18 protein-coding genes are annotated in these 22550 nt (G+C 70.8%); 6 read left to right on the forward strand and 12 right to left on the reverse strand.

Features of this window, described 5'->3' with window-relative positions:
* Positions 1-67: 67 nt before the first annotated feature.
* Complete coding sequence (locus WME85_RS10065; RefSeq protein ID WP_437837377.1) at positions 68-1573, reverse strand: ammonia-forming cytochrome c nitrite reductase subunit c552; 1506 nt, start codon at positions 1571-1573, stop codon at positions 68-70.
* A 31-nt stretch (positions 1574-1604) separates the two neighbouring features.
* Positions 1605-2144: a cytochrome c nitrite reductase small subunit gene (gene nrfH, locus WME85_RS10070; protein WP_437837378.1), complete on the reverse strand. Its 540-nt coding sequence runs from the start codon at positions 2142-2144 to the stop codon at positions 1605-1607.
* A gap of 270 nt (positions 2145-2414) precedes the next feature.
* Here nrfH and WME85_RS10075 point away from each other — a divergent pair, with 270 nt between their 5' ends.
* The 4 genes from WME85_RS10075 (at position 2415) to WME85_RS10090 (ending at position 6941) form a co-directional block, all read left to right on the forward strand.
* A complete protein-coding gene (locus tag WME85_RS10075; protein ID WP_437837379.1) occupies positions 2415-3290 on the forward strand; it encodes a phytanoyl-CoA dioxygenase family protein in 876 nt (291 codons plus the stop codon).
* A 6-nt stretch (positions 3291-3296) separates the two neighbouring features.
* The gene (locus WME85_RS10080) at positions 3297-4445 is read left to right on the forward strand and encodes a hypothetical protein (protein ID WP_437837380.1); all 1149 of its coding nucleotides are present in this window, start codon (positions 3297-3299) and stop codon (positions 4443-4445) included.
* Positions 4442-5686 carry an MFS transporter gene (locus WME85_RS10085; protein ID WP_437837381.1) on the forward strand — a complete coding sequence of 415 codons (1245 nt, stop codon included), beginning with the start codon at positions 4442-4444 and terminating at the stop codon, positions 5684-5686. The genes WME85_RS10080 and WME85_RS10085 overlap by 4 nt, the downstream gene beginning before the upstream one ends.
* 313 nt (positions 5687-5999) lie before the next feature.
* Positions 6000-6941, forward strand: coding sequence for an AraC family transcriptional regulator ligand-binding domain-containing protein (locus WME85_RS10090; RefSeq protein ID WP_437837382.1), 942 nt, complete (start codon positions 6000-6002; stop codon positions 6939-6941).
* Positions 6942-7094: 153 nt separating this feature from the next.
* Here WME85_RS10090 and WME85_RS10095 read toward each other — a convergent pair whose 3' ends face one another.
* Together WME85_RS10095 and WME85_RS10100 are read right to left on the reverse strand one after the other, a co-directional pair.
* The gene (locus tag WME85_RS10095; protein ID WP_437837383.1) at positions 7095-8777 is read right to left on the reverse strand and encodes a VWA domain-containing protein; all 1683 of its coding nucleotides are present in this window, start codon (positions 8775-8777) and stop codon (positions 7095-7097) included.
* Positions 8778-8968: 191 nt separating this feature from the next.
* Positions 8969-14449: a DNRLRE domain-containing protein gene (locus WME85_RS10100; protein ID WP_437837384.1), complete on the reverse strand. Its 5481-nt coding sequence runs from the start codon at positions 14447-14449 to the stop codon at positions 8969-8971.
* A 398-nt stretch (positions 14450-14847) separates the two neighbouring features.
* Between WME85_RS10100 and WME85_RS10105 the strand changes: the two genes are divergently transcribed.
* Entirely contained in the window at positions 14848-15375 is a 528-nt protein-coding gene (locus tag WME85_RS10105) for a hypothetical protein (RefSeq protein WP_437837385.1), read from the forward strand.
* Positions 15376-15509: 134 nt separating this feature from the next.
* On the opposite strand, the gene WME85_RS10110 is transcribed toward WME85_RS10105, so the two are convergent.
* Positions 15510-16682 (reverse strand): peptide-N-glycosidase F-related protein, encoded by a 1173-nt coding sequence (locus WME85_RS10110; protein WP_437837386.1) that lies wholly within the window; start codon positions 16680-16682, stop codon positions 15510-15512.
* Positions 16683-16761: 79 nt separating this feature from the next.
* On the opposite strand from WME85_RS10110, the gene WME85_RS10115 reads away from it, so the two are divergent.
* The gene (locus tag WME85_RS10115) at positions 16762-17205 is read left to right on the forward strand and encodes a VOC family protein (protein WP_437837387.1); all 444 of its coding nucleotides are present in this window, start codon (positions 16762-16764) and stop codon (positions 17203-17205) included.
* A 120-nt stretch (positions 17206-17325) separates the two neighbouring features.
* Here the strand turns inward: WME85_RS10115 and WME85_RS10120 are convergent, their stop codons facing one another.
* The 7 genes from WME85_RS10120 to WME85_RS10150 form a co-directional block, all read right to left on the reverse strand.
* Positions 17326-18411 carry an alpha/beta hydrolase gene (locus tag WME85_RS10120; RefSeq protein ID WP_437837388.1) on the reverse strand — a complete coding sequence of 362 codons (1086 nt, stop codon included), beginning with the start codon at positions 18409-18411 and terminating at the stop codon, positions 17326-17328.
* Positions 18412-18584: 173 nt separating this feature from the next.
* The gene (locus WME85_RS10125; RefSeq protein WP_437837389.1) at positions 18585-19238 is read right to left on the reverse strand and encodes a YIP1 family protein; all 654 of its coding nucleotides are present in this window, start codon (positions 19236-19238) and stop codon (positions 18585-18587) included.
* Entirely contained in the window at positions 19235-19600 is a 366-nt protein-coding gene (locus tag WME85_RS10130; protein WP_437308909.1) for a DUF2089 domain-containing protein, read from the reverse strand. Before WME85_RS10130 ends, WME85_RS10125 begins: the two co-directional genes overlap by 4 nt.
* 114 nt (positions 19601-19714) lie before the next feature.
* On the reverse strand, positions 19715-20764 hold the full coding sequence (locus WME85_RS10135; RefSeq protein ID WP_437837390.1) for a polysaccharide lyase: 1050 nt from the start codon (positions 20762-20764) through the stop codon (positions 19715-19717).
* A 173-nt stretch (positions 20765-20937) separates the two neighbouring features.
* Positions 20938-21819 (reverse strand): galactose mutarotase, encoded by an 882-nt coding sequence (locus tag WME85_RS10140; protein ID WP_437837391.1) that lies wholly within the window; start codon positions 21817-21819, stop codon positions 20938-20940.
* A 19-nt stretch (positions 21820-21838) separates the two neighbouring features.
* Positions 21839-22126: a hypothetical protein gene (locus WME85_RS10145; protein WP_437837392.1), complete on the reverse strand. Its 288-nt coding sequence runs from the start codon at positions 22124-22126 to the stop codon at positions 21839-21841.
* A gap of 86 nt (positions 22127-22212) precedes the next feature.
* Entirely contained in the window at positions 22213-22437 is a 225-nt protein-coding gene (locus WME85_RS10150) for an FmdB family zinc ribbon protein (RefSeq protein WP_437837393.1), read from the reverse strand.
* Positions 22438-22550: the final 113 nt, after the last annotated feature.

The following is a 22550-nucleotide window of genomic DNA, read 5'->3' on the forward strand; positions in this document are numbered from 1 at the left end:
TATCAAACACAAGTGGATAGTCCGAGCAAACGGTTTCCCGATGGCCAACCTCTCCCCAGAGTGCCAGTCACTTGTGGGCGCCACCGTCCGCGGAGGCGCTCGGCGCAGCGGAGCCCGGCGGCGCAGCGGCTCCCGCCGGCGCGGCGAGCGCTCCGGCGGCTCCGGGCGGGGCGCCGTCGCGGAGCGCGAGCTGGCCGCGACGGCAGGTGTCGATGGCGGACGCGAGGATGCGCATCGCCTCCTGGGGGGCGTGGAAGCCGGACGAGTTCTCGGCCTCGGCGAAGTCGACGAAGAACTGGCACTTCCGCTGCGCCGCCCGCGCGCCGGCGAGCGCCTCGTCCGCCATGCCCGCCTCCCTCGCCCGCCGGATGTCGCCGATCAGCTCGGTCACCGCGTCGAGCGCGCGGCTCCGCGTCTCGAAGTGGCGCTCCTGGATCGTCTCCACCCGCTGCCGCAGCTCGTCCTCGGGCCACCTGTGGCACGTCTGGCACGCGCGGTTGATGTTGAGGAGCGGGCTCTGGACGTGGTGATCGCTGACCTTCGCCGCGCCCACCCGCTGGTAGGGCATGTGGCAGTCCGCGCACGCGACCCCGGAGCGGGCGTGGACGCCCTGGTTCCACATCTCGAACTCGGGGTGCTGCGCCTTCAGCACCTTCGCGCCCGACTCCGCGTGCGTCCAGTCCGCGTGCCCCGTCTCCTCGTAGTAGGCGTAGATCTCGTCCACCTTGATCCCCTTCGCCCACGGGTACACGAGGCGCTTCTCCGGGCCCTTGAAGTAGTACTCCACGTGGCACTGGCCGCAGACGTAGGAGCGCATCTCCTGGCGCGTGGCCATCGTGTTGACGTCGTAGTCCTTCTCGCCCATCGACGCCTTGAGCGCGCGGATCCCCTCGAGGAAGCCGGGCCGCGTCACCCGGAGCTGCATCGACTGCGGATCGTGGCAGTCGATGCACGAGACCGGGTGCGTCACGAGCTTGCGCGCCTCGGGGAAGGGCATCTGGTTCATGGCCTCCCACCCGCGCATGAGGTCGCCGCCGCCGAGCTTCTTGTAGGGCACGTACACCGACGCGTGGCAGTGGATGCACGTGCCCGGCTGCTTCGTCGCGACCTGCCGCTCGGTGTAGACCTGATCCTCGAGCATGTGGGCGTGCCCGCGCTCCTCGCGGAAGTCGCGCGAGAACGCGTAGCCGGCCCACATCGTCTTCAGCCGCCCGTCCTCCTCGAGCTTCGACTGCGCCACGACGCTGCGCGGATCGGCCTGGGTGGGCGTGCGCGGCACCGCCTCGCTCCCGCCGAAGCGCGTGCGCTTCTGGTCGACGGTGCGCCGGTAGCCGTCGTACTGGATGGGGAAGTTCTTCCCCCAGACCGCCGGGTCCTCTATCGTATCGTCAAGCTCGACGACGCGATAGAATGGGTTCTTCGCCTCCTGCTTGTGCTCGAAGATGTTGACGAGCAGCGCGGCGATCCCGGCGGTCGCGGCCGCCGCGCCGATCGCGATGAGCGGCAGGTAGCGCCGGAGCGCCGGCCGCCGCGGGCTCTTGGTCGTGGATCCTTCGTCCCTGGGCTCCGTCATCGTAATCCATCCTTCGAGCGGCGGGCGCGGCTCAGTGCAGGTGGCCCACCGATTCATGGCAGCGCACGCACGAGAGCCGGGGCGCGCCGCGGTGCTCGCTGTCGATCGCGTGCACGATGTCGCCGTGACACCCGCGACAGGCCTCCTCCGTGACGCGGAGGTTGCCTGGCTTGATCCGGATCGGGTCCGGGAAGCGGCCCGAGGTGAAGGCGAACGAGTGCCAGAACCCGTTGGTCGCCTTCGTGGCATATTTGCCCAGGAAGGTGTGCGGAGCGTGGCAGTCGTTGCACCCTGCCACCGCGCGGTGGCTCGAGCGTTGCCAGCCGTCGAACTGCTCGTTCATGATATGGCAGTTGGCGCACGCCGACGGGTCGTTCTGCAGGTATGACGCGCCCTTCGCGTAGACGAAGGTGTAACCGCCGAGCCCGGCGGCCGCCCCGAGCGCGACGCAGAGCACGAGCGGCAGGCCCCGTGTCCAGCGGCGCTCGCCGCGCTGTCGCTCCCGGACGGCGGGCTCGAGCGGTGCGCTGCGCGGTTCCCCTTCCGCTTCTCGGTCCGGCTGACGCATCATCGGTCGCGCGCCGCGTTTGCAAGGCAGGTGCCACGACCTGGGCGGAACGTGAGATGAGCGCGATGACAGTGCGATGAACGATAGGGAGGCGGGGGAGGCGGCTTGTCGGCGCGGGCCGGGGGCGCCGCCCCGAGGCCTCGCCGAGCGCGAGGCGGCGCCGCGCGCGCAGCCCGTGCGCGCCGAGGCGCAGACTTCGCGCCGGCGCGCTCCCGCGGGGCGGTTGTTCCCGCCGCGGTCCGGCTGCGCTAGGGAGCGGCGAGGAGATCCCTCGTGAACGCCCCGCGCGATACGCCCCGTGCCGCACCGCCCGCGAGCGCCGGCTCGCCACCGGTCGACCAGCAGCTCCGGCTGCCGGACTTCACGCTCGGCGGCGCGCTCACGGCCGAGCAGCGGGACTTCCTCGACACGTACGGGTTCATCCGCTTCAAGGGCTTCGCCGGCCGCGACGTGGTGCGCTCGCTCGTCGAGGAGGTGGAGGACATCGACCGCCGGCTCGTCGCCGAGGGCAGGACGCACATCCACGGCGTCCCGCTGATCCTCGGCACGAGGAAGGACGGGTCGCGCTACATCCAGCGCATGGTGTTCGCGTCGCTCTTCGGCGAGCGGCTCCGCGCCTTCCTGCGCGATCCGCGCTTCGGCGCGATCCTCGACGTGGCCGGGCCTGGCTACCGGATCGGCGAGCGGGAGCGCGACGGGCTCGTGATCAACCATTACCGCCACGAGCCGGGGTCGACGTACCAGCGCCTCGGCTGGCACACGGACAGCTTGCGCGACGTCTTCTATCTCGAGAAGCCGCGCCGCTACCTCAACGTCGGCTTCTACCTCGACGACTCGCCCCTCTCGAAGGGCGGCGTGCGGCTGATCCCTTCGTCGCACCGCCAGGGCCTGTTCGAGATGGTCACCCGCAAGGCGTATTTCCTCGACCACCGGCCCGACCCCGGCGAGTACGCGCTCGAGGCCGAGGCGGGGGATCTCACCATCCACGACGGCCGCATCTGGCACCGCGTCGCGCAGGCCACGGCCACGGGCGACGCGAGCCAGCGGCGCGTGATGTACCTGCCGCTCATGAGCGGGCCGTTCAAGGAGAAGCACGAGGACAGCCCCACACCGCTTTATTTCCGGCTGAAGCGGCTCGCGGGGTACTGAGCCTCGATGTCGATCGCGATCGAGGAGGCGAGGGGCGGCGCTGAGCTCGCCGACATCCTCGATCTGCCGCTCCGCCTCCACGCGGCCGACCCCGCCTACGTGCCGCCGCTCCGCCCGCTGGTCCTGCGGCGCATCGACCCGAAGAACCCCTTCTTCCGCGGCGCGAGCCTGCGCTTCTTCCGGGCGCGGCGCGGGCGCGAGACGGTCGGGAGCCTCTCGCTCCTCCTCGACGAGGGGCACGACCGCCACAGCGGCGAGCGCGCGGCGTTCTTCGGCTTCTTCGAGTGCGAGCGCGACCCGGAGGCGGCGCGGGCGCTCTTCGGCGCGGTGAGCGAGCGCGCGCGGGCGCTCGGCGCGACGTCGCTGCGGGGCCCGCGCAACGTCACGCGGGTGGAGGACATCGGGCTCCTGATCGAAGGGTACGAGTCCCGGCCGCCGATGCTCGCCGGCCACCACCCGCCGTACTACCGCGAGCTCATCGAGGCCGAGGGGTTCTCGAAGCGCTACGACATGCTCGCCTACGACACCCCGCTCTTCGACTCGGCGGGGCGCCGGCGGGAGCTCCCCGAGGCCCTGCGCCAGAAGGCCGCGTCCGTGCGCATCCCTGGCCTGGAGGTGCGCCGCGTGGCGGTCCACCGCCTCTCGCGCGACATGGCGATCGCCCACGCGGTCTTCACCGAGGCGTACCGCGGCGTGCCGGAGGTCGTCCCGATGTCGCGCGCGGAGTTCTTGAACCTCGGGCGCGCTTTCGTGGCGCTCGCGAACCCGCGCCTCCTGCAGATCGCGACCGTGCGCGGCGAGCCCGCGGCGTTCGCCGTGTGCCTCCCCGAGCTGAACGAGGCGTTCGCGGCGGCGCGCGGGCGGCTGTGGCCGCTCGGGTGGGCGCGCGCGGCGGCGGCGCTGCGCCGCGTCCGGACGGCGAGCTTCAAGCTGATCGGCGTCGTGCCGGCGTACAGGTCGACGGGCCTCTACGCGCTGCTCGTGCAGCACGTCGTCGACGGCCTGCGGGCGGCGGGGTACGAGCGGCTCGAGGCCTCGCTGATCCACGAGGACAACGCGCCGATGCGGCACATCGTGGAGTCGGCCGGGTGCGTGCCTTACCGGCGTTATCGCGTCTACGAGCGCCCGCTCGGGCGGAGGGAACAGGCGACATGACGACAGCTGCCCCGCACCAGAAGACGCCGTTCACGCCGTACCAGCGGCGGCTGTTCTGGTTCCTGAGCGTGGCCTCGTTCTTCGAGGGGTACGACTTCCTCGCGCTCACGCAGATCCTGCCGAACTTCGGCGCGGAGATGGGCCTCGCGGCGCGCCACGAGGGGCTCCTCGTCGGGGTCATCAACTCGGGGACGATGGTCGCCTACCTGCTCGTGCGCAAGGCGGACGAGTGGGGCCGGCGGCGGGTGCTCACGGTCACCATCGCGGGATACACGCTCTTCTCCGTGCTCACGGGGCTAGCGCCGAACGTCTATGTGTTCGCTGTCTGCCAGCTGCTGGCGCGCATCTTCCTCATCGGCGAGTGGGCGGTCAGCACGGTGTACGCGGCCGAGGAGTACCCGAGCGACAGGCGCGGGATGGTGATCGGCGTCATCCAGGCGTTCTCCAGCCTTGGATCCATCGTGTGCGCCGGGATCGTGCCGCTGCTCCTCTCGACCCCGTACGGCTGGCGGAGCGTCTATTTCGTCGGCGGCATTCCGCTCGTGATCATGGCGGTGGCGCGGCGCGGGCTGCGCGAGACGGCGCGGTTCGAGCAGGCGGCGGCCGCGCGGGAGCTCGAGGGCGCGCAGCCGTTCGCGCGCATCTGGCGCTCGCCGTACCGCGGGCGGATGCTGCAGCTCGCGCTGATCTGGGGGCTCACGTACGTCTGCACGCAGAACGCGGTGACGTTCTGGAAGACGTTCGCGCTGCGGGAGCGCGGGTTCAGCGACGCCGAGGTGGGCGCCAGCATCACGTTCGCCGCGGTCGTGTCGATGCCGCTCATCTTCGCGTCAGGCAAGCTGCTCGACGTGGTGGGCCGCCGCCGCGGTGCGGTGATCATCTATGCGCTGGCGGCGGCCGGCGTGCTCGGCGCGTATTCGCTCGGCTCGCGCGCCGGGCTGACGGCCGCGCTGGTCTTCGCGATCTTCGGCGCGAGCGGCGTGCTCCCCGTGCTGAACGCGTACATGACGGAGCTCTTCCCGACGCACCTCCGGGGCGACGCGCTCGCCTGGTCCAACAACCTGCTTGGCCGGATCGGCTATATCCTGTCTCCTGTCGCCGTGGGCTTCGCCGCGGAGGAGATCGGCTGGGGACAGGCGGTGTCCGCGACGGCGATCTTCCCGCTGGCCGCGCTGGCGCTCATCCTGTGGCTCTTGCCGGAGACGCGCGGCAAGGAGCTCGAGGAGACCGCACGGGTGTAGGGGCCACGGCCCGATGTCTGCTGATGGTCGATCCTGACCAGCCGAGAGCGAGCCGACCTGTGCGGCGATGCCCGGCGCCCGATCGGCGGCCGCCGCACGCTCAGCGGCAGCCGGCCCGGGCGTCTCGACGACGAGCGGGCATGGCGAACGCATGGGCCGATCATGGCGAAGCCATGGCGTCCACGGGAGCGCACACTCCCGACGCCCTGCCCGGGTTGAACGGCCCCGCACCGGCCCCTATCTTTGTGAGTTCTTGAACGTGTGAGGAAATGTGCCTAAAGAGCCAGATCCTGCTGCATTTTCTGACTTTGTCTTGCTCCTCGTCTCGGCCGCACCGAAGCTCGGCCTGCCGCTCGACGCGGTCCTGCGAAGCGCGGGGCTGCCGCCGGAGGCCCTCTGCCGGCGCGGCGTGCCGATTCGCTTGAGCGCAGCGCGCTACGTCTGGACGTCCGCCGAGCGGGTGAGCAGCGACCTTGGGCTCCGCGTCGCCGAGGCGCTCGACGTCGGCGCGCTCGACATCCTCGACTACCTGTCGCGGAGCAGCGCCAGCTTCGGCGCGGCGCTCACCCGCTTCATCCGCTTCGCCCCGCTGCTCGCCGACTCCGGCGTGCTGAGCTTGCACGTGGACGGCGGCCACGCGCGCTTCCGCCATGTCTCGCCCAATGGCGTGCCCGCCGTGTCGGAGCTCCTCGTCGGCATGACCGTGCTCCGGGCACGGACATTCTCCGGCGAGTACGTCCGCCCGCTGGCCGTGCGATTCCGGCACCACCGCAAATGTACTGCAGGTGCATATGAACGGATCTTCGACGCGCCGGTCGAGTTCGGCGCCCCTTACGACGAGCTGGTCTTCCGGCGGGAGCACCTGGAGGTGCCGTTCGGCTCCGCCGACCCCCGGCTGTGCGAGATCCTCGAGGACTCCGCGCATCTGCGCCTCCAGCAGCCAAGCCGGGTCGCCGCGCCGCCGCCCGCCGCGCCGCGCGGCTTCGTCGACGAGGTCCGCCACGTGCTCCGCGAGTGCATCGCCGAGGGCAACCCGAACATCGACCACGTGGCCGAGCGCATGGGCGTGAGCCCACGCACGCTCCAGCGGCAGCTGCGGGAGCAGGGCACGTCGCACCGCGCGCTCCTCGCGGAGACACGCGTCGCGCTCATGGATCGGTATCTGGCCACCACCAGCCCCTCGCGGCACATGCTCGCCGCCGAGCTCGGCTATGTGAGCGCCCGCTCCGCATCCCGCGCGCTGCGGCGTCGGTAGACGCGCAGCAGCGTCGAACATCGCGCAGCAGCGCCGCAAATGCGCGCCGCGGCGCCGGGAGGCCATGGTCCACCGGCGCCGCGCCACGAGGTCACGCGCGCCCCCGGGCGCGGACGCCGCGAAGGCGATCCTGCGCCGGGGGCGCCGCGCCCATCACGGATGCCACGCCAGCTGGAGCTGCCGGTTGCTCGTCGTGTTCACCTGGTAGACGATGGGGGTCGTCGCGCCCGGGAACGGCGTCTGGAACTGCGCCGACCAGCTGTTCGCCGCGGGGCTCTGGGCCGGCCCGCCGTTGACAGACACGGTGACGCCGTTCAGCGGCTGGCCGTCCATCGAGGTCATCTGGAGCCACAGCTTCGCCGGCGTCCAGCCGGTCGGGTAGTTCGCCGGGTCGATCTGGAAGCACGCCGTGCCGTTCACCGTCGCGGTGGTCGCCGGCCCCGCCGCGCCGAGGCTCTGGCAGACCGGCGTCGAGGTCGGGTTCTTGTAGACCCCGAAGGTGTACTGGCGCGTGAACATCGGGACGCTGGAGTTGCCAGCGTGGTCCGCGAACACCGTGATCTGGTGGCTGCCCGTCTCGGCGAAACTGTTGAACTTCAGCGAGTAGACGCCGTTGTTGGCCACCGCGTCGCCGTGCCCGCCGGTGGGCCCGTCGTCATGGAACGACAGCGGCGTGACCGCGCCGCTCGGCGCCGTCATCTCGGCGCTGACCGCGGCGCCCGTCACCGGGGCGCCCAGGTGGGTCACCGCGGCCTCGACGACCAGCGGCTGCGACCCGACGTTCAGGCCGTTCGTCGTGACGCTGAGCTGGATGTCGTCGATCAGCGTCGACACGGAGGAATAGAGATAGATGGTCGACGACGAGTTGTTGACGGCGCAGAACTGCCAGAAGCCTTCCTCGTACGACTGCGTGAGGTTCAGCGAGAAGCGCTTGAAGTTGTTGGCCGAGAAGAAGGTCAGATCGGAGCTCGACGACGCGTAGTTCGTCTCGGTGATCTGGGGGTCCGGGTGCTGCGACGGCGTCGTCAGGTACACGTCGGGGGCGGCGCTGCCGACGAAGAGCATCGTGAAATCCACGATCTGAGCGGCCGAGACGAGCGTGTCGGCGCACAGCGTCGCCCCCGCCGGGATCGAGGTCAGCCCCTGATCGATCATGCCGCCCTCGCGGCAGTCGTTCGCCATGCGGTGGAACGCGCCCAGCAGCTCGAGCTGGTCGATGTCGGTGCTGACGTCGGCGCGCATGTAGAGCCCGGGCGAGATCCCGTAGTTGGTCGCGATGTCACTCATCATCGCCTCGTCCGCCCCCGACCCGAGCGCGATCGCGTGGACCTCGTCCACGCGGCTGATGTAGCCCGAGAGGAAGTCGCTCGGCGCCGGCGGCGTGTTGTGCTGCCCGTCGGACAGGAGGACGACGCACTCGCGCGGCCCCTTGGTCGGGTTCTCGGTGGTGAGCATGTCGAGCGCCTGCCCGAGGCCCGCCCCGATCGACGTCGACCCGCTCGCGACGAGCGCGTCCACGGCCGCGTCGTAGCCGGACGCCGGGATCGGCGTGATCGGGAAGGACTCCGAGGCCGTGTCCGAGTAGCTCGCCAGGCCGATCTGCTCGGTGAACGACTGGGAGCCGGGCACGTTGCTCGAGGCGAGGGTGTTCCCGTAGACCTTCGCCGCCTGCTGCGCGAGGGCGAGGTTGGTCCCGCTCATGCTGCCGGAGCGGTCGATGATGACCACGTGGTTGGTGTCGAGCGGCGTGACCTGCGCCAGCGCCGTGGAGAGCCCCACCACGCCCGCGAGGAGGCCGCCAGTGATGCCTGCGATGGTTCGAGCTGCGTATCTCATCGTCTTCTCTGATTCTTTCTCTGCGTTCCGCTGAAGTTGTCGGACAGAAGCTGAAGATCGGGTGAATGCGGCGCCGCCGGGCCGGCGCATCGGCGACGGCCGGGGCGGCAGGGCGGCGGGCGTCGTCCCACGGACGAGCGCCCGCTTCCTGCCTGCATGGCCCTACCTGGCCGGCCCGGCGACGCCGGCTGTCACGGATTGCGGTAGAGCACCACGAGCCTCGGGCGCCTCAGGGCGGTCGCGTAGTCGCTCGACGTGAACGAGACCTCCCTGTAGCTGTTCGCCTCGCTCTGGAGCCGGATCATGAATCCATGGTTGTTCCCGGCCGTGGCGAGCATGTCTCGCACGAGCGCGGTCACGTCGATGTTCTCGTAATCCTGGCTCGAGGACGTGCTCTGGGGCAGGAGCACCTGGTTCGCCGTCGACACGCTCGGCTGGTTCGCCCACGTCACGGTGTTCTCCTGCCACGACGAGGTGATGCGCTGGAGCAGGAAGGCGTTGGAGCCGCCGACCGTGAGGTGCCCCGGGGAATACGGGTTGTAGTTCCCCTGGCCGTACAGGCGCGCGTCCGGGTCCGCATACAGGTTCAGGCGCGCCCGCTCGATCGTGGCGCCCGCCGGGATGGGCGAGAGATCGAAGCGGAGCAGGCCCCGGTTGCGGTACCAGACGCTGCTCGCCGTCCAGGACCCCGCGGTCAGGTTGGGGGAGCTGCCGTAGTTCGTCCCGCTGGACCCGGTGATGTTGCTGATGGTCGCGTCGAACCCAGCGCTCCCGGGCTGCAGGTCCAGCGTCACGACCGGGTTCTCGCAGGCCCCGTCGACGGTGAACACCGCCCCCGGCACCGCCGCGCACTGCGACTGGGAGGTCGGGGCGTGGCAGGTCCCGTCGGCCTCGTGGCAAGCGCCGACTGGCTCGCTCCCGCACGCGTCGACCTCGGAGCAGCTGTAGCCGCTCACGAAGTAGCCGCCGGCGTTCTCGCAGCTCTGGCCCGAGCCGATGCCGCCCTGGCCGAGGTCGGTGCAGCCGCCCGACCGGCAGCACGCGCCCTTCGACTCCGGCTTGCAGAGCGCCGAGCAGCCGTCTCCGCTCACGGTGTTGCCGTCGTCGCACTGCTCCGAGGCCTGCTGCACGCCGTCGCCGCAGCACCGCTCGACGGTCACGCCCGAGCTCTCCACGACGGAGCACTCGGCGACCGTGTTCTCCGGCGTCTTGCACGTCCCGCTCACGCAGGTCTGGCCAGGCCCGGAGTTGCAGTCCGCGTCCGTCGTGCACGCGCAGGGGATCGTGTCCTCGTAGTGGTCGTCGAAGCAGGTCTCCACCTCGGCGAGCCACGCCTCGGAGGTCGCGGTCCGCTTCACCAGGTTCTCCGGCTCGAGGCCGGCGTCCGGATCGACGAGGACCTTCGTCAGGTCGAAGTGGGCTGTCCCGGGGTTGACCACGGCGCCGTTGAAGTCGCCGATCGCGAGCTGGATGGACGTGGCCGTGCGCTGCGCGTCCAGGCATCCCCAGTGCTTGAGCAGGTGGCGATGCGACTCCTGGCAGGGGAAATCCAGGCTGCCACGCGAGCCGGTCGACGGCCCGACGTACGAGCAGGTCCCTTGCACGAACGCCTGGGTGAGCGCGTCCTGATCCTGCAGCCAGGTGGTCATGGGCTGGCCGTTGATGCAGAGGTTCTCGGCCGACGAGACCGTCTCGCCCACGTCGAAGCCGAAGTTCACGACGTCCTCCACGCCGCCGACCACGTCACCGGTGGTGGGGGGCAGCGGATCCGCCGTGTGCAGCGACAGCTCGTCCTTGCACCACGCGAGGAAGTCGGCCGTCGACGCGTTCACCTGCGTGTACCGCGTGACCTCGCCGGGCTGGTAGTTCGTCACGTCGCCGAGCGGCGAGCTATCCCACTGGTAGGTGGCCTCGAGCCCGGGCTGGAACTTGTACTTCGAGACCGAGCCGATATCGAAGCTCCGGCGCCACTTCCACAGCGTGAACTTCTTCCACTTCTTGAACAGCCTCGCCTCGAGGCCCACGTGGATACCCGCGTTGAGCGCGGCGATGAGCTCGATCTCGGTCAGGCCGTAGGTCGCGATCGCGTGGACCGGGTCATCCCCGTTCCTCATGCCCCAGATCACCTCCTCGGCGTAAGGCACGTTGGGGCCCGCCTTGGGCTCGCACGTGCCGCCCGGTGTGCAGACCTCGGTGAGGCCGCAGGCCGTGTTGGCCGTCGAGGGGCTGTAGGTGCAGTGCCTGGCGCACGCCCCGTCAACGCAGGCGCGGCCGGGCGAGCTCGGGCAGGTGCTCTGCGCGGTGCAGACGCAATCGACGGGGGTCCCGCCGACGGTGCACACCTTCGCCTGGACATCGCACGTCTCGCCGCTGGCACAATCAGCGTTCGAGGTGCAGCCGCACGCCGACAGGAAGCCTGTCTGGAGCGGGTGGCACCCCGGGCCCTGCCACGCCGTGGAGTCGACCTTCGTCTCGGACAGGCAGCTGTACGCGTCGAAGTTGCCGGGGCACTCGGCCTCGGTCACGTCGTACACGACGGCGCCGGGGATGCCCGGGTTGCAGTCGCCGCTGATCTTGCGGACCGTCCCAGGGGTCGTGTCGCTCAGGTAGATGTCGCCGGTCGGGAGCACGGCCACGCCCGAGGGCAGCTCGAAGATCGCGTCGTCGGCCAGGCCGTCCGTCGCCACGGTGCCAGGAGCGCCGGAGACGGTCGTCACGGCGGAGGTCTCGGGGTCGAGCTTCCTCACGCGACCGGGCTTGTTGCCCTCGACGACGAGCACGTGACCCGCGCTGTCGACGGCGAGCCCCTTCGGCGCGGTGAACCGGGCGGCCGAGCCAATGCCGTCCGCCGATCCCGCCGAGCCGCTGAGCCCCGCCACGGTGGTGACCGCCGCCGACGCGACGTCGAACCGCCGCAGCGTGTTGTTGAACGTGTCGCTGATGTACAGCCTGCCGCGCCCGTCGGCGACGATGTTGGTCGGCTCCGAGAACCGGGCCGCCGCGCCGGTGCCGTCGGTGCCGCCGGCCTGGCCCGACGTGCCGGCCACGGTGGTGGCCGCGCCCGAGGGGAGCGGGATCTTGATCACCGTGCGGGCGCCGCTGTCGGTGGCGTAGAGCGCACCGCCGTGCACGGCGACGTCCCGCGGGGTCAGGAACACCGTCCGATCCGCGATCGTCGTCACCTGGTTCGTGCTCAGGTTGAGCTTGCGGACCGAGCGAGCGCCGCGATCGGCGATGTAGAGCGAGCCCGCGTCGTACGCGATGCCCGAGATCGTGTTGAACCGCGCGGCGGTCCCGACCGCATCGACGTTGCCTGCCACGGACGACCCGGCGATCGTGGTCACCTGGCCGGTTTGCGGGTTGATGCGGCGGACGGCGGTCCGGTCCGCGACGTAGAGGCGGTTTCCGGTCCGATCGTAGGCGAGGTCGGTGGGCTGGAGGAAGCGGGACCCGCCGAACGTGCCGTCCGTGAGCGACAGCGTGTAGGCCAACCCGTAGGGCGACGAGACCGCGGGCAGGCAGCACACGCCGTGCTTGGCGCACGCCGAGATCTCGGGCATCGCCGGGGCGCGCAAGCTGTTCGGGCAGGTGCCGTCGTTCGCGCACTCCTCGCATGTCTTGTTCGCGCTCCACTGGGTCGTGAAGGCGTGCTGGAAGAGGTTCTTGTACGTCTTCGCGTCCTTCTCCTTCAGGAAGGTCGAGAACAGCGCGTACGAGAGCTTCGACGGGCTGCACAGGTCCTGCGTGACCCCCGTCCAGTCGTCGAGGCAGGCGCGGCTGCCGTTGACGAACGTGATGCAGCAGGAGTTCTTTGTCTCGAGCGGGGAGCAGGCGAGATCCAGCGACGAGTCGGGGATGTACTTGCTCGAGCAGGACGCCTCATCCTTGTAGGAGAAGACGGGCTTGCACTCGAGGTCCTCGTTCGGGTTGCTGTTCACGAGCGCCTGCTCGAGCGAGGCGTTGAGGTCGACCACGCCGCCGGAGCCCTTGGGCTTGATATCGACCGAGAAGCCGATGCTCGCCTCCACGCCCACCTTCAGGAACTTGCCGATCGGCACGCCGAGGAAGAGCTTCGCGCCCACCTCCGGCTTCACCGACACCTGCGTCCCGGCCTCCGCGGTCACGTCCGGCGCCTGGAAGCCGTGCATGTCGCGGTTGAAGTCGAGATCGGAGATCTTGTTCGGCGTGTTCTTGTTGAGCGCCTCCTGCAGGCGCTTGCGCATGTGATAGGCCTCGTCGTACCACTTCGCCCCTGCGCCGAGCTTGAAGTACGGGATGAGGTACGCGCCGGGGACCGGCGGGAGGGGGATCGGCGTCAGCTCCTTCTCGATCGGCTTCAGCTTCAGGTCGAGGTTGAGCGCCGCGGCGAGGATCGCGGCCGACTTCCCCTCCCAGTCCTCGACCGCCTCCGCGCCGTCCCGGGGCCAGGTGAGCTGGGCCGGGACGCCGTCGGTCGGCGTGTAGTTGAACGGCATGTACGTGCCGATCAGGAACTCCTGTGGGGAGACGCGACCGTCGCCGTCGGAGTCGAGGGACGTCATCTGGTCCTCGTCCGCGAGGTAGAAGACGCCGAGCTTCTTCGCGGCGTCGAGGCTGACCCCGCCGCCGGCGAGGTGGCCCAGCTCCTCGATGCCGAGGGGAGCTTCACGGTTGAACCACTTGTAACCGTCAAGCTGCATGTTGAACTCCATCCCTGGCAGGATGCTCAGCGTCTCGCCGAACGCGGTCACGGCGAAGCCGCCGGTGCGCATCTGGGCGCGGCGCTCCTTGCTCAGGTTGTGCGAGGTGTAACGGCCGCCGATGCCCCACCGGTCGCTGTCCGACAGGTTGGCGTACGCGCCGTGTCCGGCCCACGGAATGCACATGTGCAGGTCGGGCCGCTGATCCGAGTAGCTGCCGAGGTGGTACCCCTCGGTGTACTGGTCGACGTAGCACTGGATCTTCGACAGCACCTCGCTGAGGTTGTCGAGCTCGCCGCCGAACTGGCTCAGGAAACTGGCGAACTGACCGCCGCCGATCTCGTCCGCGATCTTGTCGAGCCACTTCACCGTGCTGAGCGCCCACTTGGCCTTGCCCGCCTGGGTCTGCTGGATGTCGTTGGAGAGCCAGACGAGCACGCCGGTGCTGCACGGGTTCGCCGTCGACGAGCTCGGGTCGCAGAAGTCGATGCACTCCTCGTACGTCGTCTTGTCCTGCTGGATGACGTTGAGGCACTGGGTCGACACCTGCTGGCTGCAGACGCACGTGCCCTTGTCCGCGTCCGCGGCCGGCTCCGTCTTGAGTCCGTTGATCGCCTCGGCCGTCTTGTTGACGATCGACGCGAGGAGCTGGATCGACTGCAGGACGTGGAAGTTCGTGGTGATGTTCTGGAGATCGGCGCCCTTCGGGTTCGGGTTCTCCGGCAGCTTGCCGAGCTGGCTCGGATCGCACGCCTGGACCTGGAACGTGCCTGTGCCGGCGTCCGGGGCCTCCCCCTCGATGACGGCGTCCGGCCGGTCGGGCTGCTGGGACCACGTCGGCCAGTCGTGGATGGTGCTGTCGTTGCAGGCCTTGTCGTCCGGCGCGCACAGCGCCTGCTCCGCCTGACCGACGGGCCCGTCCAGCTCGACCGGATCGTCGGTGCCGGCCGTGCAGGCGGTCGTGAGCGCGCCCAGGCACACGAGGAGCGGCAAGCGCCCCGCGTGCCATGGGGCAGCGCGTGATTGAGCGACCTGACGTATCAGCAAGGATCTGAGACTTGTCATGGAATAAGCCCTCGACGGCCTTGTTGATGGGATGAGACGGAGCGAATCGGCTCTCGCCCGGCCTGCTCGCGCAGACACAGGCGCTCTCCCATTGCGAGCGCTTGTGTACTCGGCTGTAAACCGATCGCGAAGGCGACAAACCGCGCCACGCGGCGACAAATCGCGCCAGACCAGGGACGAGGACCCGGCGACGGACGACTCCCCGCGCGCTCGACCGGGCGTCGTGAACGCCGTCGGCGCTCGGTCGACCGACCGGCACGCCCCGACCGGCACGCGCGCGCCCGACCGGTACGCGCGGGACCGAGGCGTGCTAGAAGGCGGCGTACATGAGCAGTCTATCCGAGCGCGCGTTTGCCGAGCTGGTCGAGGCGGGGTGTCCGTCGTGCGGGGGACGGCAGCTGAACCTGCGCGCGTACGTGGACGGGCTCGTGCCGCTCATGGAGGGCGAGCCCGTCGGCCCGGTCAAGTGGGTCTACAAGGGCGAGATGTTCGTCGACGGGCTGTACGAGGTCGCGTGCGCCGCGTGCCAGCACGTCCTGTTCAAGGACGATCGCTGCCCGCGGTGCCACGACGAGGGTGGCCTCGCGCGCGGGCTCACGACGACCAACGCGTATGCGGTGCCGGAGCGGTGCTCGCGGTGCGAGCACATCGAGGTGCGCTTCATCGCGTTCGTGCCAGCGCGCGTGAAGTACGAGGGAAAGCGCGCGGACAAGGCGCAGACGAGCGTCGAGCTGCACGACCCCGGGTTCCACGGCTACCGCGTCGACTGCAAGGACTGCGGCAAGATCGCCGAGCGCGCGGACGCGTGCCCGATCTGCGAGAGACCGGCGCCCATCCGGGCGCGCTTCAGCTGACAGGCCGGCCACGGGAGGCCTCTCCGCGCGGACGCCCCCGTGCGCCGCCCGTGCGTCGCCCATACGTCGCCCATACGTCGCCCATACGTCGCCCGTGCGTCGATCACGCGCTGGAGCGACCTCCCGCAGCGGCGCTACTCGCCGAAAGCGAGATACGTCGCCGAGATCCGCCACACCCCGCCCTCGGCGAGCGCCGAGATCTCCCACTCGAGCGTGTGCTCCCCCGGCGCCCTCAGCGCGTCCGCGTCCGAGACCAGCGGCGGCGACTCGCTCCCTGGGCACCAGTTCGCCCTCGGCGCCCTCACGCTCTCGATCGCTCCGCACGGGTTCTCCAGGCAGTAATCGAACCCGGTGTCCGCTGGCCCGTAGTGCGTGAGCGTGCAGAGCTCCTCGCAGTCGTCCCGCCAGGGCCTGATCCGCTCGACCTCGGCCCCGTCCACCAGGATCCTGTGGGTTCGCTTGCAGAACTCCTCCGCCGGCCCGATGCACCCCGTCTCGATCTCGCCGCCCCCGTGGCCGGTCACGCGGTATTCCAGGCGCGAGCTCACGGTCCCCTCGGGCACGCGCACGGAGAGCGGTCCTGGCTTGTCAGCGCTCGTCTGCGATCCATTGAAGAGCGGGATCACCGCCAGCACCTTTCTCGGCGCCGGCCCGGGCACCGCCTCGATCGTGGCGCTCACGTTCCACCCGCCGTTCGAGCCGCTCACTTGCCCGCTCGCGTCGGACCACGTCGGGATCACCGCCCGCAGCCGGTGCTTGCCCGCGGCGAGCCCGTTCGCCACGTCGGTGATGTCCACCTCCAGGTGCAGCGGCCCCCCGAACGGCGTGATCGCGCGCACCAGCTCGATCCCGGGCGGCTCGACCGCCGGATCGCCCGGATCGTCCAGCGAGAACTCGAAGTTGCGATCGAACGCGTCGCAGTCCGCGGGCCAGCTCTGGCCTTCCGGCGGCGGGTTGTCCTCCCACGTCTCGAACGGGTAACACGTGGTCTGGAGGTCCACGACGAGCTTCACGCTCGCGAACGGCCCGTCGCGGAGCTCGAACTCCGTGTTCGCTTGCTGGAAGTTCGGCTGGCCCGCGTCGCTCGTGATCCGGACCTGCTCGAACGCCGCGATCGCATAAGGCGCCGCCGTCTCCCCGCCGGTGAAGCTGCCGCCCGAGCCGCCCGAGCCGCCTGTACCGCCGGCCCCCGGCGGCGTTCCCCCGGGCGCCTCAGGCGCGTCCTTGCCGCAGCCTGAGCCCCCCATGACGACGGCAAATACGAGCGCCGCGGCGAGGGCGCCTCGCGCACAACATCCAAGCGACATGGAATCCTCCGGGCCGTGCCTGAGCGCGGGGCTCCACGATGGCCTGCGTGGCGCCCGCTGCGGTAGCATCCTCCTCGCCATGTCACTCCACATCGATCATGTCGTCCTGTGGGTCGAGGATCCGCTCCGCGCGCTCGAGTTCTACACCCAGGTGATCGGGCTGACCAGCGTCCGCGCCGAGGAGTTCCGTGCGGGCAAGGCCCCGTTTCCGAGCGTTCGCCTGTCCGAGGCCTCGATCCTCGACCTGATGTCGGTCTCCTCCGCCGAGTTCCTCCGGAAGTACACCGGCGAGGCGAAAGCGTCGGCCGCCGGAAGGCCCATCAACCACGTCTGCCTCGCGATGGATCGCGACGAGTTCGACGCCCTGGCCGCCCGGCTCGCCGCGGCGGGCGTCGCGATGCACACGAAGAGCAGCCCGTCGTTCGGCGCGCGCGGCTCCACCGTGCACTGGTTCTACTTCCAGGATCCGGACGGAAACACGCTCGAAGCACGATATTACGAAGAGACGCAGATCTCGAGCTGACCGCGGAATACGGGCGAGCGCCGCTCGAGGCGAGGAGCCCGGCCAGCGCCAGCGCGCCCGCTCGTCGCGATTCGCATGCTCCCTTCCGTCTTCCGTCTTCCGTCTCTACGTCACTCCGCGTCACTCCACCGGAATGAACCTCTCGAGCGCCTCGAACAGGCGCGCCACGACGGGCAGCGTCGGATCGGTGTACGCCGCTTGCTGCGACACCTCCGAGAGCGTCGCCTCCTTGAGCACGTGGCTCATCCCCTCGATGACGACCAGCTCCGCGTCCGGCCGGGCGCCGGCGAGCAGCTCGGCGTCCTCCACCTTGACCTGGATGTCGGTCGTCCCTTGCACGATCAGGATCGGCGCCGTCACCTTCTCGATCTCCGCGGCGGGGTCGTACTTCATCCACGAGATGAGGTACGGCTGCACGCTCGGGCGAAACAGCCCCAGGAACAGCCGCGTTTGCGGGACCTCCTCCACGAGCTCACCCGCCTCGAGCTGGCCGAGGATCTCGTATGCCCTCTCGCGATCCTCGTCCGGCAGGCTGGCGAGCTGCTCGCGCAGGACCGCGCCGACCGGCCGCCCCGCGCCCGCGATCGAGACATAGCCGTCGATCGGGGTCTTCTGGGCCACCAGCATCCCGAGCAGCGCGCCCTCGCTGTGCCCCGCGACGGTGACCGTCGCGAACCGCCCGTCGTCGCGGAGCTTCTTCACCCACAGCGCGGCGTCGTCGGCGCCCATGTCGAAGCGCAGCTCCTGCTCCTCGCGGGGCGCCGCGGAGACGCTCCCGCCGATCCCGGCCTTGTCGTAGCGGATCGACGCGATTCCCCTGTCCCGGAGGCCCTCGGCCAGGAGCTTGTACGAGTCCGCGAGCATTCCCGCCGTCGCCTGGTTGCCATCCCGGTCCGTCGGCCCCGACCCGGGGATGATCACGACCGCAGGGAACGGCCCGCACCCGGCCGGCACCTCGAGCGTGCCCGCCAGCGCGCCGCGCGCGTTCTCCGCCGTGATCTCGGCGCTCGCCGCCTCCGGACACGCGGGCGCGTCCGGGGTCGGCCCCGCGTCGCCCGGGAGCGCGCTGCTTCCGCCGGGAGGCGGCGCGCCGCCTTCGCCGGCTCCGCAGCCGGAGGCGAGGGACGACGACGCGAGCGCGGCCGCGCAGGAGACAGCGAATGCGGCGCGGCGCGCCGGGACCAGGAGACACGATCGCAACGACATGACGAACCCTCCGAACAGGCAAGGAGAGGCATTCCACCGCCGGAGCGCACCGGTGCGCCCTCGCGGCGAGCGAGCATGAACGAGCGCGAACGAGCGCGAACGAGCGCGAACGAGCGCGAACGAGCGCGAACGAGCGCGCGTCACGCGAGCCGCGGGCGCGCCGGGGAGACGGATCAGCCGAGGTGCGCGAGCGCGACCTTCGACAGGATCTCCGACGCGAGCACGAGGCCGATGAACCCTGCGACGAGCGCCGCGCCGCGCAGGCCGGAGGCGTTCTTGAAGGCCTGATAAAGGAGCGTCAGGAACCACGCGAGGCACAGCGTCGCCACGACGGCGAGGGCGGCCAGCCCGGGCGTGAGCCTGGGCGCGCCGGCCGGCGCCTCGGGGGCGAGCAGGGCGAGCGCGAGGGCCGCGAGCGCGAGCGGCGCGCGCGCGAGCCCGGTCACGCCGAGGAAATCGATGAGCCGGACGCGCCGCCGCAGGAGCCGCGCGTAGGCCCAGAAGAGCAGGGCGGGCAGGGGCCACGCGACGACCTGCTCGAGGAGCGCTGTCCTGATCGGGATGGCGTCCGGCGTCGCGTGCAGGTCGAGGAAGCCGTCGAAGCGGACGCCGAGCCGCGTGATCGCGACGCTCAGCGCGGCGAGGGCGAGCCCCGCCGCGGCGGCGACCCCGCCGCCGAAGCGCTCGAAGGGGTCCAGCGCGAGCCGAAAGCCGCGCCGGGGCGGCCGCGGCGCCATCGTGGCCAGCAGCCGCTCGCCTTCCGCGGGCTTGATGACGTTGTCGCGCACGAGCGCGCGAACTCTCTCGTCAGGCGTGGTCATCATCATAGTCCCACCTTCCGCAGCGCCTCTTCAGCCTCCTTCGCGGAGAGCCGCCCGTTCTCGAGCGCGTCCAGGATCTCGTGCCGGCGCCGCTGAACCCCCTGCTCCAGCGCGTCGAGCCGGCCGATGATCTCGTCGAGCCGGTTGCGCACGGTCGGGTAGCTGACCTGAAGTTGCTGAGCCATCGCCTTCAGGCTCCCGGACGAGCGCACGAACGCGGTCACGAAGGCGAGATCGTCCGGCGACAGCTGGAGCAGCGCCGGGATCTCGAACTGACCGTCCAGGTTTGTCCCGCAGGCCTGACAGCCGAGCCGCGTCGCGCGCAGCTCGCCGTCACAGCTCGGGCATCGAACGACAAATCTTGCCACGGGATGACGGTATTATTGACCCGAGGCCAACAATGTCAATCTCGTGTTTAATAAAATTGATCTGATTTTTGATTTTCTTTGATCGAGCGCCGGGCTGCCCGCGCTCGCGGCGGCTCAGCGCCGCTCGCGCCGCCGCGCGAAGGCGAGCGCGACGAGGAGGCCGGCGAGCGCCGCGGGCGCGGGCGCGCTGGAGCCGACGGCGCGGTAGCTGCAGCCGCCCTCGTCGCCTCCCTCGCCCTCGTCGCCCCCTGCGTCCGCCCCGCCGGCGCCCGAGCCCGAGCCGGTGGCGCCGGCGCCGGAAGCGGCGGAGGTCGACGCGCCGGAGCCGACCGCGGCGCCGCCGCCCGTGCCAGCGCCGGTGCTGGCGCTGGTGCTCGCGCTGGCGCTGGCACTCGTCGTGGCGCCGCCCGCGCCCCCGGTGTTCTCGGCCCCGCCGGTCCCGCCGCCGCCGGCGCCCCCGGCGCCGCCTTCCCCGGTGGAGGGCAGCGCGGGGCGGACGTCCTCGAGCGTGTCGCCCTCCACGGCGTCATCGAGGACGATGATCGGGCTGTCCGTGAACTCGGCCGGGTTGCGCAGCAGGCCGAGCTGCGTGAAGTGCGCGTTGTTGTCGGCGAGGGTCTGCGCCTGGCCCGCGGTGACGACCTGCTCGCCGTCGAACCACACGTCGACCGAGCCCTGCGAAGGGTTCGTCGACCACCGGACGTGCAGCGCGATGCGGTGCCAAACGCCGGGCGTCACCGCGCCGTTCGCCTCCCAGTGCACCTTGTTGTTGGGCTTGCGCGTGGCGAAGCTGATGCGCTGTCCGACGACCTCGAACGACATCATCTGATTGTAGGTGGCGTCGGACTCCCAGTACCCGATCTGGGTCGGCGGGTCCGCCGCGAGCGCCTCGGGGAGATAGAAGCTCCAGGCGAAATACGTCTGGGCGCCCTCGGCGGTGCGGCCCGCGGCCGGCTTGTGGTTCAGCTCGACGCGCTTGATGCCATTGGGCCACCTGGCGTCGTTGGTGAGCTGGATCTGCCCGGCGCGCGTGCCTTGCAAGACAGGCGACGTCACCACGGTGATGTGCTCGCCGTTCAGGGTCGTGTTCCACTGGGACAGGTCGCCTGTCTCGAAGTCTCCGGTCCAGACCGGCGCCGCCGAGGCGCCCGTCGTGACCGTCATGACCAGCGCCGCGGCGGGCGCGGCGGACAGGAGGAGCGGCCGCCGCCCGAGCAGCGCTCGGCAGCGGGCAAGCAGGGATCGATGTGCGGTAAGGTGAGCAGCAGAAGTCATCGGCGGATCTCACGCGCTTTCCGGCTGGCCGTCAACCGTGAAGGCGCGCCCGCAGGGCGGCTTCAGGCGGAGAGCTCGATCCAGAGCTCCTGCGTCTGTCGCGACGGCAGGTGGATGAGGTGCTCTCCGGTGTTGAGCGCGTTGGCGGGGCAGGTCCACGGCTCGAGGCAGACGAAGTCCTTGCCTCGCAGGGTCCACACGACCCAGCGCGTGAACTCGGGCGAGCCGCGGACGGCGATGCGCACCGCGGGGTCGCCCGCGATCGAGAGCGCGCTCTCGGTGGAGCCGTGATCGAGCAGGTGGAGGTCGACCTCGGGCTGGGTCAGGTCGAAGCCGGAGAAGGGGACTTCCTTCTTCGAGGTGTTGTCGAACGCGCGCGTCGCCCGCGTCTCGATCGAGGCCCGGGGCTTGTCGGCCTGGGAGACGGCGAAGTACGGGTGGAACCCGGCCCCGAACGGCATCGGCGGCGCGCCCTCGCCGGTCTCGTTGGTGATGCGCAGATCGATCCGGAGCGCCCTGCCGCGCAGCGTGTAGGTGAACTCGGCGCGGAAGTCCCAGGGGTACTGCGCGCGGGTCGCCTCGCTCGAGCGCAGCCCGAGGCGCGCGTAGGCGCCGCCCGACGCGAGGGTCCCGCGGTCGTCGAGCGACCACGGCAGGGTGCGCGCGAAGCCGTGCTGCCGCATCTGCCCCGCCGCGCCGGACGTCGACCAGGCGTCGCCGGCGAGCTTGCCCGGGGACGGGAAGAGCACCGGGTTGCCGCCGCGGACGTTGGCGGTCGGATCGTCGAACGTGGCGCGATCCAGGTAGAGCAGCTCGCGGCCGCCGACGGTCAGCTCGGTCAGGATGCCGCCGCGGGCCGGGGCCAGCACCGCGCGGCTCGCGGCGTCGGTGTCGGCGAGCTCCACGGTGGGGATCGCGCCTTGGATTTCTTTCACGCTGAACATGGGTCCTCCGGTCTCCTCGTCACCTGTGCAGCCACTCGAGCAGCGCGACAAGGGCCGCGAGCGCCGCGATCGGGAGCGCGATCCACCCGAGGACCGTCGCCCAGCCCCGGCGCAGCGAGCGGCCGCCGCGATCCTTGCACGCGAGGCAGATCGCCCAGACCCGCGCGCCGCCCTCGGTGAGCACGCAGCAGTCGCCGCACACGGGCGCGTGGCAGCGCGCGCACGGCCCCGCCGCCTCGGCGCCGCAGCGCGCGCAGCGGGCGACGGGGCCGCCGCCGCCGTCGTGGAAGATCAGGCCGCCGGACATGCGGCGGCGCGATCCGGCGGCGGTGCCGCCGCGGCGGGAGGCTCGACGTGCGCGCGCGCGCGGCGGCGGGGCGGGGCGGGCACGCTTCAGCTCAGCCCGCAGGCGCCGGGGCCGCGCGGGTCGCCGCAGCTGCCGCACGACCCCGCGGCCTGCACGGCCGCCGGACCCTGGCCGCGCCCGACCGCGAAGAGGGAGAGGACGCGCTCGACGTCGGCGGCCTGGCAGGTGGGGCAGGGCGGGGCGGCGCTATCGAAGACGAGCTCATCGAACGACCGGGAACACGCGCGACAGATGTACTCGTGGACGGGCACGGAGGTCTCCTCTGGCCCGATTCTGCAAGCATTACGGGCTCGCCACAACAGGCGCCGGGCTCTCGGCAGGACGGCGCGCCGTCTACCTACCAGCTCGATCCGAGCGCGCCGCC

It is taken from the genome of Sorangium sp. So ce1153, from assembly GCF_051521595.1.
Classification (GTDB): domain Bacteria; phylum Myxococcota_A; class Polyangia; order Polyangiales; family Polyangiaceae; genus Sorangium.

Excerpts from the sequence above, each read along its gene's own strand:
- WME85_RS10065 (WP_437837377.1), bottom strand. The coding sequence starts at position 1,573 with ATGACGGAGCCCAGGGACGAAGGATCCACGACCAAGAGCCCGCGGCGG.
- nrfH (WP_437837378.1), bottom strand. The coding sequence starts at position 2,144 with ATGATGCGTCAGCCGGACCGAGAAGCGGAAGGGGAACCGCGCAGCGCA.
- WME85_RS10080 (WP_437837380.1), top strand. The coding sequence starts at position 3,297 with ATGTCGATCGCGATCGAGGAGGCGAGGGGCGGCGCTGAGCTCGCCGAC.
- WME85_RS10085 (WP_437837381.1), top strand. The coding sequence starts at position 4,442 with ATGACGACAGCTGCCCCGCACCAGAAGACGCCGTTCACGCCGTACCAG.
- WME85_RS10095 (WP_437837383.1), bottom strand. The coding sequence starts at position 8,777 with ATGAGATACGCAGCTCGAACCATCGCAGGCATCACTGGCGGCCTCCTC.
- WME85_RS10105 (WP_437837385.1), top strand. The coding sequence starts at position 14,848 with ATGAGCAGTCTATCCGAGCGCGCGTTTGCCGAGCTGGTCGAGGCGGGG.
- WME85_RS10110 (WP_437837386.1), bottom strand. The coding sequence starts at position 16,682 with ATGTCGCTTGGATGTTGTGCGCGAGGCGCCCTCGCCGCGGCGCTCGTA.
- WME85_RS10115 (WP_437837387.1), top strand. The coding sequence starts at position 16,762 with ATGTCACTCCACATCGATCATGTCGTCCTGTGGGTCGAGGATCCGCTC.
- WME85_RS10120 (WP_437837388.1), bottom strand. The coding sequence starts at position 18,411 with ATGTCGTTGCGATCGTGTCTCCTGGTCCCGGCGCGCCGCGCCGCATTC.
- WME85_RS10125 (WP_437837389.1), bottom strand. The coding sequence starts at position 19,238 with ATGATGATGACCACGCCTGACGAGAGAGTTCGCGCGCTCGTGCGCGAC.
- WME85_RS10135 (WP_437837390.1), bottom strand. The coding sequence starts at position 20,764 with ATGACGGTCACGACGGGCGCCTCGGCGGCGCCGGTCTGGACCGGAGAC.
- WME85_RS10140 (WP_437837391.1), bottom strand. The coding sequence starts at position 21,819 with ATGTTCAGCGTGAAAGAAATCCAAGGCGCGATCCCCACCGTGGAGCTC.
- WME85_RS10145 (WP_437837392.1), bottom strand. The coding sequence starts at position 22,126 with ATGTCCGGCGGCCTGATCTTCCACGACGGCGGCGGCGGCCCCGTCGCC.